Annotated in this window: 18 protein-coding genes; 15 read left to right on the top strand and 3 right to left on the bottom strand. The window is 44.7% G+C overall.

Going from position 1 to position 20,343, the window contains the following annotated elements:
• Nucleotides 1–15: 15 nt before the first annotated feature.
• A complete protein-coding gene (locus tag AC0NJP_RS16495; protein WP_474700490.1) occupies nt 16–1,341 on the bottom strand; it encodes an amidohydrolase in 1,326 nt (441 codons plus the stop codon).
• A gap of 114 nt (nt 1,342–1,455) precedes the next feature.
• Here AC0NJP_RS16495 and AC0NJP_RS16490 point away from each other — a divergent pair, with 114 nt between their 5' ends.
• From AC0NJP_RS16490 to hrpB, 7 genes are all read left to right on the top strand, one after another.
• Nucleotides 1,456–2,265, top strand: a complete 810-nt coding sequence (locus AC0NJP_RS16490; protein ID WP_474040042.1) for a DUF3100 domain-containing protein — start codon at nt 1,456–1,458, stop codon at nt 2,263–2,265.
• Entirely contained in the window at nt 2,262–2,708 is a 447-nt protein-coding gene (locus AC0NJP_RS16485; protein ID WP_474700489.1) for a hypothetical protein, read from the top strand. The genes AC0NJP_RS16490 and AC0NJP_RS16485 overlap by 4 nt, the downstream gene beginning before the upstream one ends.
• A gap of 290 nt (nt 2,709–2,998) precedes the next feature.
• A complete protein-coding gene (locus AC0NJP_RS16480; protein WP_474700488.1) occupies nt 2,999–5,164 on the top strand; it encodes a DNA topoisomerase 3 in 2,166 nt (721 codons plus the stop codon).
• Nucleotides 5,165–5,229: 65 nt separating this feature from the next.
• On the top strand, nt 5,230–6,882 hold the full coding sequence (gene pgm / locus AC0NJP_RS16475) for a phosphoglucomutase (alpha-D-glucose-1,6-bisphosphate-dependent) (RefSeq protein WP_474700487.1): 1,653 nt from the start codon (nt 5,230–5,232) through the stop codon (nt 6,880–6,882).
• A 79-nt stretch (nt 6,883–6,961) separates the two neighbouring features.
• On the top strand, nt 6,962–7,762 hold the full coding sequence (locus AC0NJP_RS16470; protein ID WP_474700486.1) for a flagellin N-terminal helical domain-containing protein: 801 nt from the start codon (nt 6,962–6,964) through the stop codon (nt 7,760–7,762).
• A gap of 147 nt (nt 7,763–7,909) precedes the next feature.
• On the top strand, nt 7,910–8,125 hold the full coding sequence (locus tag AC0NJP_RS16465; protein ID WP_474040037.1) for a hypothetical protein: 216 nt from the start codon (nt 7,910–7,912) through the stop codon (nt 8,123–8,125).
• The gene (gene hrpB / locus AC0NJP_RS16460; protein ID WP_474700485.1) at nt 8,112–10,586 is read left to right on the top strand and encodes an ATP-dependent helicase HrpB; all 2,475 of its coding nucleotides are present in this window, start codon (nt 8,112–8,114) and stop codon (nt 10,584–10,586) included. Before AC0NJP_RS16465 ends, hrpB begins: the two co-directional genes overlap by 14 nt.
• Before the next feature lie 49 nt (nt 10,587–10,635).
• Here the strand turns inward: hrpB and AC0NJP_RS16455 are convergent, their stop codons facing one another.
• Nucleotides 10,636–11,550 carry a LysR family transcriptional regulator gene (locus tag AC0NJP_RS16455; protein WP_474700484.1) on the bottom strand — a complete coding sequence of 305 codons (915 nt, stop codon included), beginning with the start codon at nt 11,548–11,550 and terminating at the stop codon, nt 10,636–10,638.
• A 153-nt stretch (nt 11,551–11,703) separates the two neighbouring features.
• Between AC0NJP_RS16455 and AC0NJP_RS16450 the strand changes: the two genes are divergently transcribed.
• The 8 genes from AC0NJP_RS16450 (at nt 11,704) to AC0NJP_RS16415 (ending at nt 18,473) form a co-directional block, all read left to right on the top strand.
• Entirely contained in the window at nt 11,704–12,087 is a 384-nt protein-coding gene (locus tag AC0NJP_RS16450; RefSeq protein WP_474700483.1) for a CidA/LrgA family protein, read from the top strand.
• Nucleotides 12,071–12,766, top strand: a complete 696-nt coding sequence (locus tag AC0NJP_RS16445) for an LrgB family protein (RefSeq protein ID WP_474700482.1) — start codon at nt 12,071–12,073, stop codon at nt 12,764–12,766. The genes AC0NJP_RS16450 and AC0NJP_RS16445 overlap by 17 nt, the downstream gene beginning before the upstream one ends.
• A 155-nt stretch (nt 12,767–12,921) precedes the next feature.
• On the top strand, nt 12,922–13,419 hold the full coding sequence (msrA, locus tag AC0NJP_RS16440; protein ID WP_474700481.1) for a peptide-methionine (S)-S-oxide reductase MsrA: 498 nt from the start codon (nt 12,922–12,924) through the stop codon (nt 13,417–13,419).
• Nucleotides 13,420–13,546: 127 nt separating this feature from the next.
• Entirely contained in the window at nt 13,547–14,782 is a 1,236-nt protein-coding gene (locus AC0NJP_RS16435; protein ID WP_474700480.1) for a molybdopterin molybdotransferase MoeA, read from the top strand.
• A gap of 89 nt (nt 14,783–14,871) precedes the next feature.
• Nucleotides 14,872–16,101: an aminopeptidase gene (locus AC0NJP_RS16430; protein WP_474700479.1), complete on the top strand. Its 1,230-nt coding sequence runs from the start codon at nt 14,872–14,874 to the stop codon at nt 16,099–16,101.
• 21 nt (nt 16,102–16,122) lie between these two features.
• Nucleotides 16,123–16,983 carry an arginase family protein gene (locus AC0NJP_RS16425; RefSeq protein WP_474700478.1) on the top strand — a complete coding sequence of 287 codons (861 nt, stop codon included), beginning with the start codon at nt 16,123–16,125 and terminating at the stop codon, nt 16,981–16,983.
• A 12-nt stretch (nt 16,984–16,995) separates the two neighbouring features.
• The gene (locus AC0NJP_RS16420; RefSeq protein WP_474700477.1) at nt 16,996–18,105 is read left to right on the top strand and encodes a GNAT family N-acetyltransferase; all 1,110 of its coding nucleotides are present in this window, start codon (nt 16,996–16,998) and stop codon (nt 18,103–18,105) included.
• Nucleotides 18,106–18,110: 5 nt separating this feature from the next.
• On the top strand, nt 18,111–18,473 hold the full coding sequence (locus AC0NJP_RS16415; protein ID WP_474040027.1) for an EamA family transporter: 363 nt from the start codon (nt 18,111–18,113) through the stop codon (nt 18,471–18,473).
• A gap of 3 nt (nt 18,474–18,476) precedes the next feature.
• Here AC0NJP_RS16415 and AC0NJP_RS16410 read toward each other — a convergent pair whose 3' ends face one another.
• Entirely contained in the window at nt 18,477–19,916 is a 1,440-nt protein-coding gene (locus AC0NJP_RS16410; protein ID WP_474700476.1) for an FAD-dependent oxidoreductase, read from the bottom strand.
• Between the last annotated feature and the right edge of the window lie 427 nt (nt 19,917–20,343).

Below are 20,343 nucleotides of genomic sequence, written 5' to 3'. Positions count from 1 at the left end.
GTAAATTCCTTTCTGTTAGTCACCGGAGTTCTTTTTTTCAATGGAATTCATAAAAGTAAGATAGCTTTCTTTCGTCATGGCCGGTTTATAAGCAGCCAGACAATTTTCGATAGTTTCTCCTTGATTATAGAGAAGGTCGATAATTGTCATAGCCATGGCTTTCGCTGGCATAAGATAAGCCATCTCCCGATCAGTTACAGCAAAATCACGGGCATGAGCTTGCCCTTTTATGCCGCTGACCCAAGGATGAATGACTGGTATGAGATGTGATAAATCACCCATATCGGTGCTTGCGGCATGATGTGTCAGCGAATGAACGTGGTCCGCGCCGACGAGGTAAGCGGCATTGGTTTGAAATAGTTTTGTTAAATCAGGGTCATTAATGAGTGGCAGAAAGCCAGGAAGATCCGTAATTTCTACCTGAGCCCCCACAGCCATGGCGCCCGCTTGTAGCGCTCTGTCGACTTTTTTGTTCGCGTCAAGCATGGCAGGTAGGGTTTTGGCACGTACATAGCTTTCTAAGCGCACATCAGAAGGAATTACGTTTACCAAATCGCCACCCTTGGTAAATATAGGATGAAACCGTACATGGTCTTCATCACGGAATGTTTCTCTTTGGGCATGAACCGCTGTTAGTGCAATCAAAGCAGCATTTAAGGCGTTAATACCTTCTTCAGGCGCACCGGCCGCATGGGCTTCGCGGCCAATAAACCGAATCATTTTGCCAATAAAGCCATTGCTTGATCCGCCGACGCAAATATTGCGGCCTTCATCACTTGTTGTAGTTAAATGCATCATCATAGCCATATCAATATCATCAAAAGCGCCAAGACGGATGAGCTCGGCTTTGCCGCCTAAATAGCCGATTTTTCCTTCGCGTCGCAAGCGGTTGCGATATTCAATTTCTACATATTCTTCCGCCGGAACGGCAAAGGGAACCACATCGCCGTCTAACTCAGCCATAATACCTGATGCCTTAAGACCTATTGCCACAGCAGCCATCGCGGCAACTTGGGCATGATGGCCGCAGGCGTGAGCCGCGCCTGTCTGGGGATCTGAGAGGGGGTGATCGAAACAGGTGACGGCATCAAGTTCGCCGAGAACAGCTATCTTTCGTTTGGAGCTTTTACCTGTAAGGAGTCCCTTTACGCCAGTCAGCGCTAGACCTGTTTTATGTGGAATTGAAAATTTCGTAAAAAGTTCGGCAACTTTGCCAGACGTCTTGGTTTCTTTAAAGCCCATTTCAGGCTCTTTCGCAATTGATTCAGCCAGAGAATAGATTATTTCTTTATGTTCGTCAATACTTTGACAGACTTTTTTCTTTAATTCTTCCTGTGACATGAAAATCATCTCCTAAAAATGTTTGTTTGCAATTGACAAATGTTTCTTCTAATTATACAATCAAAGTGCTCTTTTTTTTGACAGTAAAATAAAAATTGATAAGGAGGAATCAGAGTGGAAGTTATTAAAAATTGGAAAGTTCATCTTTGCGCTCTTATTTTAGTAGTAATTTGCGAAGGCATTGGTACCAAAAAAATCCCTTTAGGACCTGGTGTTTTAATGCTGTTGCCCATGCTTTACGCCATGATTCTCGGCGGAATTATCAGTTGGCCTCGTCTTAAGGTAATGAAAGTAGAGGAAATGACTTATGCATCAAAAGTTATGACGCTGCTTACTTTGCTGCTAGTTACAAAACTCGGCGTAATTATTGGGCCGTCTGTGGCTAAATTGGCTCATTCAGGACTCGCTTTGTCACTGCAAGAATTGGGCCATTTCTTTGGAACGGTCATTTTAGGTTTGCCGCTAGCGTTGCTCTTAGGCCTTGGCCGCGAATCAGTCGGCGCTACCTTTTCGATTGACCGAGAACCCAATATTGCGATTATCGCCGAAAAATATGGTTTGAATTCGCCGGAAGGCCGCGGGGTTATGGCTGTTTATATTTGCGGTACTGTCTTTGGGGCGGTATGGATTGGCCTTTTAGCCGGTTATATGGCAGCGCTGCAGATTTTTCATCCTTATGCATTGGCCATGGGAGCAGGCCTTGGGTCAGGCAGTATGATGGCAGCCGCCTCTGGCGCGATTAAAGCTGTTTTTCCCGAATATGCCAATGAGATTTTAATGTATGCTGGCGCGAGTAATTTGCTGACAACGATTGTGGGAATTTATTTCTGTCTCTTCGTGTCTTTGCCTGTCACAAACTATCTTTATAAGATTTTATCGCCGATTCTAGGGAAAAAGCAGACAAAGGAGGAGAGAGCCCTATGAAATGGAAAGAGCCGCTAATTATTTTTCTGATCACAAGTATTATTACAATTCTAGGCAACTCCATTGGCTACCATGTCTCGCTCCTAGATACAGCGATTGGCTATGGCTTACTGTTGGCTGTCACCTTAGTTGGAATTGGCGTAACCCATATTATGCCTGTTAAATTGCCGCTAGTCTTTTGGATTTCGATTGTAGCCATTCTTGTTTCTATGCCTTTTTCTCCCATTGCCCAACTGATTGCCACCTATACGGCAAAAGTGGATTTTCTGGCCCTCTGTACAACCATACTGGCCTATGCCGGTCTGTCTGTAGGCAAGGATCTGCCCATGTTTAAAAAGATGTCGTGGCGGATTATTATAGTAGCTTTGGCCGTATATACCGGGACATTTCTGTTTTCTACGATCATTGCGCAAACCTTGCTAAAAATCGAAGGGATTATCTAAACGGGTTTGCTGGGAATAGAAGCACCTCTGACTGCGAGAGCAGCAGAGGTGTTTTTTACTTGGATAGCGAAGCTGCGATTATGTAGCTGGCGTCAAAAAGTGATTTACTACAGATTTCATTATATAATGATTCGCTTTTCGTGCGTTAAAATCCTGTTAAAAGAGGAATCCTTTCGCTAAGTGAGAAGTAAAGAAGAACAGGTTATTGACCGCAAGACTGTACAGCTGCGGCAATACAAGATAAAATGAACAGGCTGATCGAAGTAGAAAAAAAGTTGAGGTAGAATGGATTGAAACTGTATATTGCAGAAAAGCCGAGTATGGCCTTGGAGTTAGCCAAATGTTTACCAGGGCCGCTGCGCCGTCTTGATGGATACTTCATTACCGGCGATGGCACGGTAACTTGGGCCTATGGCCATATTCTTCGTCAGGCTGAGCCTGGCGAATATGATGTGAAATATGAACGATGGCGTATGGAAGATTTGCCGATTATTCCGCAGGAGTGGCAGCTTCTTATTGAGAAATCTTGTGAGAAGCAGTTTGGCGTGATTGCCCGTTTGTTGGGCGAAGCTACGGAAATTATTCATGCTGGTGACCCGGATCGGGAAGGGCAACTGCTGATTGACGAAATTTTAGATTATGTCCATAATGAAAAACCTGTAAAGCGAGTCTTGCTGAATGCCCTTGATGAGCAAAGCATAAAAAAAGCTTTACGAAACTTGAAAGAAAATCAGGCTTTTTTTAATCTAAAGCAGTCTGCTTTAGCGAGAGCACGGGCTGATTGGCTGATTGGTATGAATTTGTCGCGTGCCTATACTTTGGCAGCGCAATGGGCTGGCCACAAGCTAACCTTGCCAGTAGGACGGGTAAAAACGCCGACTCTTGCTTTAGTTGTGCGGCGCGAACGGGAGATTAAGGATTTTAAACCAATTGATTATTATAATATCAAAGCAGATTTTGGCCATTTAAAGGGAGGCTTTACTGCGCAGTTTCGTCCTAGTGACGAACAGTTAGGGCTTGATTCGGAAAATCGACTCGTTGACAAAACGGAAGCAGAAAAGCTTCTGGCGAAGTTTGTTCAGAATAAAACTATCGAGACAGCCGAGATTACACGCTATGAAACTACGGAGAAAAAAGAATCACCGCGGCTGCCCCTGTCTTTATCAGCATTGCAGGTTTTAGCCGGGAAAAAATTCGGCTATGATCCTCAGGCCGTTTTGGACGGAGCGCAAAAGCTCTATGAAAAAAAACTTACATCCTATCCCCGTTCCGATTGCGATTTTCTCCCTGAATCGCAGTTAGAAGATGTACCGGTGATTTTAGCAAACCTCAAGGAAACAGGAGCTAGCCTTTTGGCTCAGTGGGCGCAAGACGCTGATGCATCGCTCAAAAGCCGCGCTTGGAACGACAAGAAAATTACGGCTCATCATGCGATCATTCCGACACAAGAAAAGGCAAATTTAGTGAAGCTAAGTAAAATTGAACAAGATCTCTATTTCTTGATTGCCCAGGCTTACCTGGCGCAATTTTATCCGATTCATCGCTATAAACAGACGAAAGTAGAAGTTTCTTACTGTGATGAACTGTTTACGGCAAGCGGACGCACGATTATCGACATGGGTTGGAAAGCCCTATACTCTGCTGATGAAAAGAATTCTGGCGAGGAAGAAAATCAAGCAGGCGGCGATGAGGCGGATAAAGCTTCTGACTTACTTCCGCCGATGAAGCAAGGCGATACGGCTGATTTTTTAGCGGCATCGCTAGAGCAGAAAGAAACGAAGCCGCCAAGTCGTTTTACGGCTGCTACCTTGCTAGCCGCCATGAAGGAAATACATCGCTTTGTGAAACAGGCTGAACTAAAAAAACAACTCAAAGAAGTGGCTGGGATTGGAACAGAGGCGACGCGAGCGACGATCATTCAGGAATTAGGTCAGCGTGGTTTTTTAAAACCAGAGGGGAAAAAGAAGTATTTAATACCGACAGATCGAGCCTATCTATTGATCGATATGCTGCCTGATGAACTAACCTACCCTGACTCAACGGCTTTATGGGAGGAAAAACTGCAGCAAATGTCCCAAGGGGAAGGCACCCTTGGCGACTTTTTACAAAAACAGTCACAGTTCATGACGTTGTTGTGTCAAAAAGCAGTTAAAGTTTCGCCCCCTCTTGCTGGTGCTCATCCTTGTCCAGTTTGTGGTCAAGGGGTGCTTCAACAACGACAAGGAAAAAATGGTGTCTTTTGGGGCTGTTCGCGTTATCCTGCTTGCCGGGCGACTTATGATGATGCTGATGGTCAGCCGCAAAAGCCTCTTTATCCTTGCCCTCGCTGTAAACAAGGTAGTTTGCAACTTCGTCAGGGAAAAAACGGCTCTTTTTGGGGCTGTAATCGCTTTCCCCAGTGCCGCGAGGCTTATGATGATATTGATGGCAAGCCCCGGGGCTATAAAAATTCTTAAGAATACAGGGAAAAAGTGAAACTTTAGCGAATTTTGTAATAAAGGTTTTAGGAGGTGTTGTTACTATGTCAATTCATCCCTTAGCAGGAAAAAAAGTTTTACCAGAACAACTTGTTCATATCCCTCGGCTTATTAGTGCTTACTATGTCAACAAGGTAGATGGCTCTCAGCCAGAACAAAGCGTTGTATTCGGTACTTCTGGTCACCGTGGCAATTCCCTCAATTACACCTTTAATGAAGATCATATTCATGCTATTACTCAGGCGATTTGCTGCTATCGCCAAAGACAGGGCATTGACGGCCCTTTGTTTATTGGTTTCGATACGCATGCTTTGTCGGAGCCTGCCTTTATTTCCGCCATAGAAGTATTAGCAGCGAATGGTGTGGCGACGCGTCTTTCGAAGGATGGGAACTATACACCGACTCCGAGTATTTCGCACGCCATTTTAACCTATAATAAAGGAAGAAAAACTGGTTTAGCTGATGGGATTGTTATTACGCCTTCCCATAATCCGCCAGATAATGGCGGCATTAAATACAATCCGCCCCATGGAGGACCTGCCGATACGGCGGCTACGAAGTGGATTGCTGCTTATGCCAATGATTTGCTGAAAGAAAAAAATGCAGCAGTAAAACGGCTACCCTATGCTATGGCTCGTAAGGCCGACCATATGGAAGAATACGATTTTATTACACCTTATGTCGAAGATCTTGACCAGATCATTGATATGAAAGCGATTGCTGGCTCCGGACTGAAAATTGCTGCCGATGCTTTGGGGGGCGCTGGTCTGGGCTATTGGCAACCAATTGCCAGCCGCTATGGCTTAGATATTACGGTGCGAAACGGTTTTGCTGATCCGACTTTTAGCTTTATGAATATCGATTCTGATGGTAAAGTTAGGATGGACTGTTCTTCTCCCTATGCGATGGCTGGGTTGATTGAATTAAAAGATAAGTACGATATTGCTTTTGGCAACGATCCCGATTTTGACCGACATGGCATTGTGACTAAAAGTGCCGGACTCTTAAATCCGAATCACTATTTGGCAGTGGCGATTTCTTATTTATTTCAGAATCGGCCACTTTGGTCGAAGACGGCGGCTGTCGGCAAAACCCTTGTAAGCTCGTCGATGATTGACCGTGTAGCTACGAGCTTGGGACGGCCCTTAGCGGAAGTGCCGGTAGGCTTTAAATGGTTTGTGCCGGGTTTGCTTGATGGCAGCTTTGGTTTTGGCGGCGAAGAAAGTGCCGGAGCATCTTTTTTACGTAAAGACGGTACCGTATGGACGACTGATAAGGATGGAATTATTTTATGCCTCTTAGCAGCAGAAATGATTGCGAAAACAGGCTGTGATCCGGCTAAACATTATGAAGCGCTGACGGGAAAATTTGGCTCTCCTTGTTACGCTCGTATGGAAGCTCCGGCTAATAGTAAGCAAAAAGACGTGCTGACCAATCTTTCCGAAACAGCAGTTACAGCAGATACTTTGGCAGGCGAAGTGATTACAGCGAAACTCACGAAAGCGCCAGCCAATCAAGCGGCCATTGGTGGCTTGAAGGTCTGCACAGCGAACGGCTGGTTTGCCGCTAGACCATCAGGTACGGAAGACATTTATAAGATTTACGCCGAAAGCTTTTGTGGTCCACATCATTTAGAAGCAATTCAGGCTGAAGCGCAAGCAATTGTCAGCCAGGCCTTTACAGCAAGTGGGGTATAAATAGGACTTTTGAACTATTTTCAGGTTAACAAAGAACCTTTATTCTTAAAGTAACATTATATAATAGGCGGTGAGTATCATGCGAATTCCTTCCAATATATCCTCCTATTCTTATTCAAATCAATATCAGATAGCAAGCCAGAAAGCGGCGCAACAGGTTGCAACAGGAAAAAAGGTGAATCAGGCAGCCGATAATCCAGCTGTACTTGCGATTTTATCAAAAATGGCAGGACAAATCAGCGGGTATTCACAGGGAGTTGCTAATAGTCAAGGCTCTGCTGATTTGCTGAATACGGCAGAAGGCTCTATGGGCAATTCCAGTGACGTAATGCAAAGAATGCGCCAATTGTCTGTGCAAGCTGCCAATGGCACTTTAACAGATGAAGATCGTTCCATGATTCAGCAGGAAATGGGGCAGTTAAGTGCCCAAGTGGATATGAATGCTGGTCAAACTCAGTATAATACGATTTATACCAACAATGGTATGAGTGAAAGAGTTGCTCAAACTGGCGCCAATGCCGGACAAAACCAGACCTATTCGCTGAGCGATGCGTCAACGGCTGCACTGGGTATTCAAAGCGTAGATGTATCGACACAAAGCGGCGCAAATGATGCCATTGCCGCATTGGATAAAGGGCTTAGTCAGCTTAGTTCTTCTCGCGCTTATGCTGGAACTATGATTAATTCTTTACATAGGAGTGCTGATAATTCGGCGCAAATGGCGGCAAATCAGCAAAGTTCGGCTTCTTCGATGGGCGATTCTGATGTAGCTAACGCCTATAGTTTGTTTCAACAGTCCAATCTGAAAATGTATGTGAATATGATGATGTTGCCGAAGCAGTGGCAGCAACAGCAAAATGCTTTTTCGATCTTAGCCTAACTGTGTCCTAGTTGGCTAAAAGCGTGTATAAGATGAAAGATGATACAAGTGAGATAACCGTCTGTAGCGAATAACAGACGGTTATCTTTGCTTCTATAGGGATTTTTAGCAAATTAATCTAATTGGTTTGGATAAAAGGAGTAGTTTATGGATAAAGCAGAGATTCATAGTTCCATTGCATTAAAGACTTTTTTAGCAGAAGAGAAGGTGCTTCGTCTTGCCGAAGCTGGTGGTGTTCAGGCGACTTTGGTGGAAACTCGTTTTGAAAAGGGCGGGCAATGGATCAATGATTTTGAAATAGAAGGGTCGACCGGGAAAATTGAAGCTTTTTTACGGCGGGTGAAAGACATTGAAACAAGGTGAGGGGAAAACTGTCTTACCAGTTGAGGCGGTGCTTGATGAATTAACGGCAGTTTTGCAGAAGAGTAATGCCGTACTCATTGCTCCGCCTGGCGCTGGTAAAACAACGCGAGTTCCCTTAGCGCTTCTAGCAGCTGCTACAAAAGAGATGCGGATTTTAGTGCTAGAACCGCGGCGTATTGCGGCGCAAAGTACGGCCGAATATATGGCTGGCTTGCTTGGCGAAGCTGTAGGGCAAACCGTGGGCTATCGTATGCGCCGAGCCAGTAAGACGAGTGCTAAAACGCGCCTTCTAGTGATTACGGAAGGCCTCTTAATCCCCATGCTGCAAGCTGATCCGGCTTTAAGCGAATGGGATATTGTTATTTTTGATGAATTTCATGAACGGGGCCTACAGGCCGATTTAGGATTGGCTTTATGCTTAGAAAGTCAGGCTATACTACGGCCTGACTTGAAAATTCTGGTAATGTCGGCAACCTTAATAGCTCAGCCTGTTGCTTCTTTGCTTGGTTCCTGCCCAGTCGTGATTAGTGAAGGCCGCTCTTTTCCGGTTACAACGATATATTTAGATAGACCAACTGAAAACTGGCTTCAGGCGCTTTGCGTCGTTACGAGGCAAGCTTTGGCAGAAGAGAGCGGTGATTTACTCGTGTTTCTGCCAGGACGCAAAGAAATACGTCAAGCGGCTGCTTTGATACGGGCAAGCGAGGATACTTTTGTTGTTTTGGAGTTGCATGGTTCCTTAAGTCAGACGGAGCAAGCAGCGATACTGCGACCGCAAAGCAAGCGGCGAATTATTTTAGCAACAGCCATTGCCGAAACAAGTCTTACTGTGGAAGGGGTCCGCATTGTTATTGACTCTGGGCTGATGCGAGTACCGCGGTTTTCGCCGCGACGAGCTTTAACTTATTTAGACACAATTCCTGTTTCGCTAGCGTCAGCCGACCAACGCCGCGGTCGAGCTGGCCGAACTGAGCCGGGGATTTGCTATCGTTTGTGGACGCAGACACAAGAGCAACACTTTGCTCTACAGGGGAAACCGGAAATTTTGGAAGCTGATCTTGCTTTCTTGGTGTTAGAGCTGTCACTTTGGGGCACGAAAGACGCGTATTCGCTTGCCTGGCTAGATGCGCCGCCTAGCGCTGCTTTGGCGCAAGGATGGGATTTACTGCAATTGCTTGGCGCTGTGGATGAAACGGGCACAGTGACAGAGCATGGCCGCGCTATGGCCGCTGCTGGGATTCATCCGCGCTTATCTCATATGATTTTAGCAGCGGCTGCTTGGCAGCTTGGCAGGGAAGCTTGTTACTTAGCAGCATTTTTGCAAGCCAGGCAGCAAAAAAGAACCAGTCGGGAAGCCGATATCCGTGTTCTCTTAGAAGAATTATTTCAAGCAAACCAACAAGTGGAACTGCGGCTGCTTGCGCGGGAAGCCGAGTATTTGCAGAAAGTATTTCAACTTGTTGGACCCGTGAGACCTCAGAAGCTAGTGGCGGCAGCAGGCTTGCTTTTAGCGTGGGCCTATCCGGATCGGATTGCGCAGCAACGCAGTAATGGACGTTATTTGCTGCGACGAGGAAGCGGCGCAACTTGGCGTCACGGAGCTTCTACTGGAGCGATTGCTGATTCTGCCTATTTGGCGATTGCTGAACTTGAATTGCAGGGAGCCGATAGTTCGATTTTGCTGGCTGCACCATTAAGTGAGGCAGAATTAGAACAATGCTGTAGTGAAGCTATTGAAACAACGGAAAAGGTGCTTTGGAATAAAGCAGCCAAGGTGCTTCAGACACGGCGGCAGCGGCGGTTGGGGGCTCTAGTTTTACAGGAGCAGGCAGCGCCGCTACCTGCAAATGAAGTGTTACTACCGCTATTGGTAGAATTGTTGCAGCAAGGAGAGCTCTTACTTCCTTGGACAAAAGCAGCGCAGCGCTTTTGTCAGAGAATGGAGTTTATGCATTATCATTCACCGCAAGATTGGCCCGATTATTCCGAACCGGCTTTGCTGGCGACCGTTGAAACTTGGCTACTGCCTTATTGCGGAACCATTCGTGGACAGGCAGATCTCGATCAGATTCCACTGCTGCCGCTGCTAGAAGGCCTGCTATCTTGGCCGCAGCGACAGTTATTGGAGACCTATGCGCCGGAACAGTTTCTTGTACCAAGTGGCCGCAAGGTGTTTATTCATTACGATGACCCCGCTTGTCCCAGGTTAGCGGTAAAACTGCAGGAACTCTTTGGTTTGACTGATACGCCACGGCTTCTGGGCGGCAAAGTTCCTTTGACATTCCACCTATTGTCGCCAGCGCAGCGACCAGTACAAGTTACAAGTGATTTGGCTAATTTTTGGCGGAATACTTATTTTGCTGTTAAAAAAGATCTGCAAGGTCGTTATCCGAAGCATTATTGGCCAGAGGACCCGCTGCAGGCTATTCCTACCCAGTTTGTTCGACCTAAATTACAATAGTACTTAATACTCTTTTATAGTATTGATTCCCATAGACATCGCTTCCAACTTAGTACTGGAGGGGTGTCTGTTTTTTTAAATCATTGGCAAAGTAATTTTTAGTTACCGTAAGCCATTGTCTGGCGGCAAAGGATAGATATTTTCCTTGCTTCCAAATCATAGCAAGGTGCCAGGGGATGACTGTCTGGCCTAGGCGGGCAATGGCAAAGCGTTTCGGATCTAGTTCCCGACAAATAGTGTGGGGCAGTAGCGCAATGCCTAGATTTGCCGAAACCATTTCGGCAATAAAATCCCATTGCGAGCTTTGCAGGGCAATTTTGGGTTCGAAGCCTGCTTTATGGCATTCTTGCAAAATTAAGTCGTTTAAGGAAAAATCATCACGATAGAGAATAAATGATTCTTGATGCAAAGCAGCTAAGGGAATCTCGCTGTTTTGTGCTAATTCATGACTGGGCGGTAAGACTACGCGAAGCGGCTCATCAAGCAACGAAAAAATTTCAAAATGAAGTCCTTGTAGCGGTAGGGCTACGACACCTAATTCTACGAGGCCTGTTTGAATCGCTGATTCTACCTCTTTTGAACCAGCCTCCATAATTTGTATGTCTATTTCACTATAAGATTGTTTAAAGCGGCTGATAATTTGCGGAAAAAAGCGGGCGCCGATCATAGGGGGGAGTCCAAAGGTGAGTTTTCCTCGTTTTAGGCCAGTAATATCAGCAAGCTCTGAGCGTAAATTAGTCATTTCGGCTAAAATGGATTGTGCTCGTTCGAAGATGGCTTCGCCTGTATCTGTCAATAGAATTTCACGACCCGTTCGTTCCAATAAGGTGGTATCAAGTTCGCCTTCCAGAGTTTTGATCACTTTACTGATGGCTGGTTGACTTACGTGCAGTGATTTGGCTGCTTGGGTAAAACTTTTTTTTCTGGCTACTTCGACAAAGTAAATCAGATGAATCAGGTCCATAAAAACTCCTTGTGACTACGTTTTTTTTAAAAAATATTATAACTTTAAGTAATAGCTATTATATACAACATGTATTTTTGTTATCCTGCCAGTAGGTATACAATAGGTTCAACCTGTTAAAGCAAAAGAACGAATATAAAGGAGTGACGGCACATGAACTTTGCCAAAATGTTGCTGCAGGTTATCCTATTATGCGGACTCAGCTGGCTGGGAAATGGACTATCTCAGATTATTCCTCTGGCGATCCCAGGAAACATTTGGGGTCTGGCGATTTTATATATCTTGTTGGAATACAAGATTATTCCGATTCATTGGGTAGAGCTTGGCGCTGGCATCTTAATTTCTGAATTACTACTATTTTTTATTCCTTCCGCCATCGGGGTTGTCCGGTTCCAAACTTTATTACTTAACCAAGCATCTTATTTACTAATAGCAATTATTGCGAGTACAGCAATTGTTTTACTTTCTGTCGGTTTGCTGACAGAAGGCGCCTTGAAGTATCGGCGCAGAAGGAGGCAATATGTACGTTCTATCTAGTATTTTAGCGACTCTTTTGATTTATGGCTTATCAAAACGACTCTATCAAGTGACAGGCACTACTTTTTTGTCACCATTAATTGTATGTCCGCTGTTATTGATTAGTGCGTTACTGCTATTTCAAATCCCTTATGAAAAGTATAACCAAGGCGGCCAATGGCTTACCTTGATGCTGCAGCCAGCAACGATTGCGCTAGCTGTTCCGCTGTATAAATACAAACGCGTGGTGAAAGCCTATTTAAAAGAACTCTTGCTTGGCGTAACAGGCGGCGCTGTTGCTGCGATTATCTCATCAATTTTGGTCGCTGGTCATTTTGGGCTAAGCAGTCAACTCTTAGAGAGTCTAGCACCGCGGTCGATTACAACACCCATGGCGATTAATGTTTCCGAGGCTGTTGGCGGTAATCCGGCAATCACAGCTGTATTTGTTATTCTTACGGGGATTATTGGGATTCTTCTTGCACCGCCCTTATTTAAGCTAGCTCGGATTGAAAATCCCGTAACGAAGGGGATGATGCTTGGCGCTGCTGCTCACGGCACAGGTACTTCAAAAGCCCATGAAGGCGGTTCGCTACAAGGCGCTATGGCTAGTCTTACCATGATTTTCATGGGATTAATTACGACGCTTTTAGCACCGTATCTTGTTCCGCTTTGTTTGGGGTCCTTAACGTTGTTTTAAGTTTCATTATTTTAGCTTGTATATTTCCTCCAGTTTGACGCCAGAAATATTTCGTGTTATATTTACAAAAAAGATAATTCATATTTATGGATAGTTAATATGAATTATAAACGCAAATTGTTTAATTGGTAAGTACAGGCGAGGAGGGAACTCATATGAAGAAAATTTGGCTTGCTGGTGGTTGCTTTTGGGGCGTAGAAGCCTATTTTCAACAGTTTGCCAAAGTAGTTGATACTACTGTCGGCTATGGTCAAGGGGTAATACCAAATCCTAGCTATGAGGCTGTTTGTACGGGAACTACAGGCCATGCTGAAATCTGTGAAGTTGTCTATGATGAAAAAAAGCTGCCTTTGGATCAACTGCTGGAAGCTTTTTTTCGCATTATTGATCCGACAGTAAAAAATCGTCAAGGCAATGATGTGGGAACTCAGTATCGGACGGGGATTTATTATAATGATCCTGATGAACAAGCTGTGATTGAACAGTTCTTGCAGAAGAAGCAGATTGAGTATGCAAGACCCATCGTGGTCGAAGTAAAGCCGCTACGCTCTTTTTATCCAGCAGAAGAGTATCATCAAGACTATTTGAAGAAAAATCCTAGCGGTTATTGTCATATTGACTTGGATCAAGTTACAGAACAGGAAAAAAACTGATTTGTTATGCTGCCGGAGCTTTATGGAGAAAGCGCGGCGGCTTCTTTTTTTCGCAGGAAATAGACTGACTGATGTTGAATTGATCTTTATAAGACAAGTAGCTAGAAGACGGTAAAGGAGGAGTAGCATGAAGCCTGATCATGGAGTGGCTTTAGAGGAAGCTCTCAAAGTGATATTGCAATCACTGGCCCATTTGGAGCCTGAAGTAGAAGAAGTGGCTTTAGCAACAGTACTAGGACGGATTGCCGCTGTTGATATGGTTGCTAAAGAAGACTTGCCGCCCTTTGACCGTGCTGCCATTGACGGTTTTGCCATACATAGTTCTGATGTAAAAGATGCATCTTTGGAACAGCCTGTTTCCTTAAGAATTATCGGGGCGGTTCGAATGGGAGAGGCCGCAGGTTTTGTTTTGCAGCCAGGCGAAGCAGCCCTTATTCCGACTGGCGGCATGTTGCCGCCAGGAGCTGATGCGGTACTGATGCTACCTACAAGCAGTAGCGTGGTAGAGGATCGATTGTTAGTACCATATCCGGTAACCGCGCAGGAAAATGTGATTTTGCGCGGCGAGGATTTTAAGCAGGATGTTCTTGTGGCCAAGCGAGGCGAGGTTCTATCACCCCAGCTTATTGGCGCTTTGGCCGCTTGCGGCTATAGTTCAGTGAAGGTCAATAAAAGAACGCGGGCAGCTATTTTATCAACAGGGGATGAAGTCGTCGATGTGGGTGGAACTGTCGGTGAGGGACAGATTCGCGATGTCAATTCCTATGCATTAGGAGCTGTGTTGGAGCAGGTGGGCTGTCAGGTTGAGCGGTGCGGCATTGTACCAGATGAATCTGAAACCCTCTATCGAGCTATGGAAAAAGCGCTCATGAATAGTGACATGATTCTAATTTCCGGTGGAAGTTCTGCTGGCGCGCGGGAGAAAACGCTAGAGGTTTTGCAACGTTTTGATACGCAGGGCGTTTTGCTTAAGGAAATTGCCGTAAATCCTGGTAAGCTTACTATTTTTGCCATGATTGGTCGCATTCCCGTATTTGCTCTGCCGGGTCAGCCTGTAGCAGCTATGACGGTTTGTAATGCTTTAGTCAAGCCAGCCGCAGCTTTGTTACTCGGACAAAAGCCACCAGAAGCGGTACATCGTATTTTAGCGCGTCTGACACGCAGTGTTGCTTCGGTCATGGGACGTGATGATTTTATTCGTGTTCGCCTTGTGCGGCGCGGCGGTGATTATTGGGCAGAGCCAATTGATGGCAAGCCGGGATTAATTAGTACTTTATTAAAAGCGGACGGAATTGTGCATATTAGTGAAGTGAAGAGCGGCTTATATGGTCAGGAATGGGTAGAGATTGAACTATTGAATTAAAAAGTCGCTTGCTTCAAATTTGACAAGACAGTTTCTGGATCGCCGGAATCTGTCTTGCTTTTTTACTGGTAGAACAAGGAGGGGTATACATGAACGAAATTTATTTACAGCGCTACGCCCAGCTGATTGTACAAGCTGGAGTGAATTTGCAAAAGAATCAAACCGTCGTTATTACCACACCCATTGAATGTGCGTCTTTTGCTAGGCTGATTGCTCAGGAAGCTTTTGCTATTGGGGCCAGAGATGTGGTAATGAACTGGAAAGATGAATTGTTTGCGAAAATCCGTTACGAACAAGGGCCGGAAGTCATTTTTTCTGAGTTTCCCCAGTGGCAGCAGGATTTTTATCTGTCTTATATGAAGCAGGGGGCCGCTTTTATCAGCATTGCCGCCAATGATCCAACTTTATTAAAAGATGTGGAGCCGAAGCGGCTCGCTTTGGCCCAAAAAACAAGCAGTGAGGCGCTCAGAGAATATCGGGAAAATATGATGAATAATCGCAATACCTGGACTGTCGTATCAGTGCCTACGGTTAGTTGGGCTCGAAAGGTTTTTCCAGAGGATACGGAAGCGACAGCGGTAGAAAAGCTGTGGCAAGCGATTGCCAAAAGTGTACGAATTGATTGCGCTGACCCTGTAGCCGCCTGGGATCACCATAAGAAACAGCTAAAAAAACGTCTGTCCTTTTTGAATGAGCACCAATTTCAGTTTTTGCACTACACAAATTCATTAGGAACTGATGTAACGATTGAACTTCCCGCACATCATTTGTGGCTTGGCGGTTCTGAACTGACGCCTTCCGGGCTTGAATTTATGGCGAATATGCCGACGGAAGAAGTTTTTACTTTGCCAAAGCGAGACAGTGTGAACGGTAAAGTTGTCAGTTCCCGTCCGCTTAACTATAATGGAAATTTAATTGAGGACTTTTATTTCGTCTTTAAAAACGGTAAAATTGTAGAAGCTGCAGCACGCGTCGGTGAAAAAGTTTTGCAAAATTTGATAGCTACCGATGACGGGGCTTCTTATTTAGGCGAAGTTGCTTTGGTACCTTATGATTCGCCAATTTCTAATATGAATCTCTTATTTTATAATACACTCTTTGATGAAAATGCATCCTGTCATTTGGCCATCGGCAAAGCCTATCCTGTTTGTCTGTCTGAAGGCGAAACGAAGACCAGAGCAGAGCTTGCTGCTGCTGGGGTAAATGATTCTTTGATTCATGAGGATTTTATGATTGGTACGGCTGATCTGACGATTACAGGAATTCAAGCCGACGGGACAGAGATTCCTGTATTTAAAGCCGGAAACTTTGCTTTTTAGCTGTAGCGAAGGAGGCGCCTTGTGCTTGAACCGATTATTCTTGACACGGATGGAAGCCTAGATTTTTTCCGTCGTGATATAAAACGGATTTATTTGCGGGACCTGCAGGCAAGCTTACAGTATTGGGCTGACCAGGAAGCGATTCGTCGTTTTCAGGCTAAACTTTTACAAGAGGCTTCACCGGCAGGATTCTGCCGTTTTTTAGGGTCTGGTGATTTTCATCATTTAACATTAGCTACGCTGGAGAAACTAACAGATCCTTTTGCTTTACTTGTATTTGACAATCATCCAGACTGTTCCTATGCTTTGCCGCGTTATGCTTGCGGTAATTGGCTGTATCATGCCGTGAAGCTGCCTTTATGTCGGCAGGTGGTCCATGTAGGAGCTACCGAAACATATGGCTGGTTGCGTCGTGCGCTAAGTTTGCATAGCTTACAACAATCTGGTAAGTTATTGTTTATTCCAGCTGAGATCGGCAAGGGAAAAAAATATTATTACCAGGAAATTATGACCTTGTTGGAGCCGAGCCTTAAGGAAGAAATGCCTTTATATCTCAGTCTTGATAAGGATGTCATAAACGCGCAGGAGTCACCAGGAGATTGGGATAACGGTATTTTGACACTGACTGATGTAGTCTATCTTATCGAAGCAGTCGGTTCGTCTTTTTCTTATATTGGAGCTGATATAACCGGCGAGGCCAGTTTTCCTTGCAATTATCAGGGATATTTTTTAAAACACTTGTTGGCCGATTGGGATCATCCTAATCCCTGCGACAAGCTTTCCTTGACAGCTAGTTGGCAAAAGCAGGAAAAGGTCAATACGATCCTTTTGTCTCTGTTAGCGAATGGAGCCGACGGTGATACAGCCGGTGGGAATGAATGAGGAGATAGTAGGATGGATGATAAAAATTTTTTGTTTCAAATGGAACCGAACTCGCTAATTACTGCTTTTCAAGATAATCCGCCAGAGGGCTTTACTCCAGAAGCGATTTCTCTGGGGGAGCGGAAGCTGCCTGCTTTTACAACTCGATTTGACTTACTGCTTACGGCTGATGAAAGCCTACAGCGAAAAGTTCAGGCTGTAAGCTTTCTCTTGCCACAGCGACTGCGTCAATCACTGTTGCAGCCGAATACTTTGTTTATTGGTACAACTGTCTCGGAATTTTGTCTGTTTCCGGCGGGTTTTGCACTGGAGGAACTTGCCGGTGTTTTGCAGCAAACTATGGATCGGACTGGCGCCAGTTATTTAATTGCTAAAGATTTAGCTGCCGATGCCCCTTTTTTTAATGACGCAGAAAGAAAAGCGGCACAGGCCATCTGTGATACTTTGGTAAAGGCTGGTTTTGTTTTGCTAGAAGGCCAGGCTGCTGCCTATGTTCCCATAGATTTTGCTTCCGAAGCGGAGTTTTTAGAGCGATTTTCGAAAAATCGTCGCAAAAATTTTCGCCGCAAATTAAAAAGTCGCAGTGAAGTTACATTGCGGCTGTTCCGGACAGGTGATTCATTTTTTCAAGATAAACAAAATCTAGACCTCTTATATCTTCTTTATAAAGCAGTCTATGATGCTAGTGAAATTCATTTTGATTTATTGTCACGCGAGTTTTTTACCGCGGCATTTCAGGACAGTCGGTCCGGTGGAGTTGTTTTTACGTACTGGCAGAAGGAGCAACTCGTTGGCTATTTTCTTGCTTATGAGCAGGGTGATTGTCTCGTTGATAAATATATGGGCGCCCTTTATCCAGCTTATCGTGACTGCAATCTCTATTTTGTTAGCTGGTTCGATTTTCTTGAATATGCTAGGCAGACAGGTAAGAAATATGTGGTTTTTGGCTGGACAAGTCCTGAAATTAAAGCAGAACTTGGCGCCGAGTTTACCTTTACGAAGCATGCCGTATATCCGAAAAACAAGTGGATGCGTAAGCTGCTTGAGCTTGTGGCCGATTCTTTTGAATCAGATCGCAAAGTTTTGGAAGAATGGCAAAAAAAACATCAAGAAAAGCGGTGAGCATTATGAAGCGACTACTAACTCTTATTTTACTATGGTGTGGTGTTAATACGGCAGGCGAGATTCTTATTAAGTTTGGATCAAAGAATCTGATCGATCCTCATTCGCCTTATGAAATATGGCTTTTGATTTTGCAAGTAATTCAAAACCCTTTAATTATGTTCGGTGTGATTATTAGCGCCTGTGATTTGTTGTTGTGGATTTACATATTAAAAAGCGGCGACCTCGGTGTCGTGGTGCCGCTTACATCATTGAATTATATTTTTGCTTTAGCTGTAGGCTGTTTGATTTTTCAGGAGCCTTTTACGTTACATCGGTTTATTGGCATTACCCTTATTTGCAGCGGCACATATTTTTTAAGTCGATAATTTTTATAATTTAAGTAAAGCAAGACGCTTGGCCCGTACTTCCGGCGGAGTTGAAGAAAGATTTTCCGGTACGTTTTCTAGTGGAATACCTAGCTCTCTAGCCAGCAGGGCTTTCACGCGAGGACGGCAAAACGCTCCTTGACATTGCCCCATACCAGCTCGGGTCCGGCGTTTTACAGCATCGACCGCTGTGACAGGAATCCCGCGGTGGAGGCTGTCGATAATTTCTGCCTCAGTAATCGTTTCGCAACGGCAGATAATATTTAATTCTGGCGAGTCGCCATCAATTTTACCAGCAAAATCGGCTGGCTTTTTATGAATAATTGCTTCGCGATAAGGATTAAAATCCGGATTTTCCTTGAGGGCAAGACCAATAGAGGCTAAAATGCCGCGTACCTTCAGGGCAATCGCTGGTGAAGCTGTAAGCCCCGGCGAATCGATGCCGATTAGATGAATATAGCCGGGGATTTCTGTCGCTTCAATGGTCCAACCGCCGTCATTACAGACGGGACGATTACCAGCGAAAGAAGTAAGTGATTGTTTGAAGTCTAGTGTGGGCAAGGATTTTCTCGCCGTTGCTGCAATAAAAGCTAAGGTAGCTTCATCAGTGCTTACATCATCTTTGTCGTCAATTTCTTCCGCGTTAGGGCCGACCATGATATTGCCATGATAAGTGGGGGTTACGAGAATGCCTTTGCCTAATTTACTGGGAACTTGAAAAATCACTGATGAGACAAGATGATTTTGATTTTTGTTTAAGAGAACATATTGGCCGCGCCGGGGATGGATCTTAAAGCCAGTGATGCCTAGCAAGGCCGAAATGGCGTCGCTGCCAGCGCCTGCTGCGTTTATCACATAACGAGCCCTAAGCTTTTCGGTTTCATTAATCGTTATTTCAAAGCCATCTTGCTGACGTGCTAAGGCGGTAACAAGGGCGTTTAAGCGCAGCTCAACGCCATTGGCGATGGCATTTTCGACTAGGGCAATGACGAATTCATAAGGAGAAGTAACACCAGCCTCTGCGCAGTAAAGCGCTCCTTTGATGGTTGGATTTAGATGGGGTTCTCTTTGTAAGACCTCTTCGCCGGAAAGTAGCGCAAGGCCATTGACGCCGTTGGTCAGTCCTGACGCTTCTAGCGCTTTGAGGCGGGGAATGTCTTCCTCTTCTAAAGCAATTACATAGGAGCCTGTTTCGCGATAACCAAAATGCAGCTCTGATTCCAATTGGGCATACAGACGATTTCCTTTTACGCACAGCTCGGCAGCTAGTGTGCCTGGTTTGTCGGAATAACCGCCATGAACAATGCCACTATTTGCTTTGGAACAGCCACAACTTACGTCAGCGGCTTTTTCAATAAGGCAGATGCGAAGTTGGTATTGGGATAATAGTCGGGCAATATTCGCGCCAATCACTCCCGCGCCAATGATACAGACGTCATACATAAAGAAGCCTCCTTATAATTCTTAAAGATTCTTTATTAGGAATTTCTTTCTTTTTCCAAACGAATCCTGCTTAGCTTACAGGAAAAATTCTTATTGTTTCAATCTGTTTTTGAATGTTTTTTAAAAGATAAAAATTTTTTCTTAAGGCTCTTGCTTTTTTATAGGAAAGGCTTTATAATTAAATCAAGCACCATCCTTATAGTGACTACAGATTCTCCGATTTGCAAGTGCATGGAATTTCGATTCTTGGTTTTGCAAGAGGTTTGCTAGGTCGAAAAGGGTTGTGTTTTTGTTTTACCCGCTTCAAATGCTTCAAATGCTTCAAATGCTTCAAATGCTTCAAATGCTTCAAATGCTTCAAATGCTTCAAATGCTTCAAATGCTTCAAATGCTTCAAATGCTTCAAATGCTTCAAATGCTTCAAATG

This window comes from Pelorhabdus sp. sgz311002, assembly GCF_056134285.1.
The sequence above is the reverse complement of the archived record's forward strand: the minus strand, read 5'-3'. Positions and strand labels throughout refer to the sequence as shown.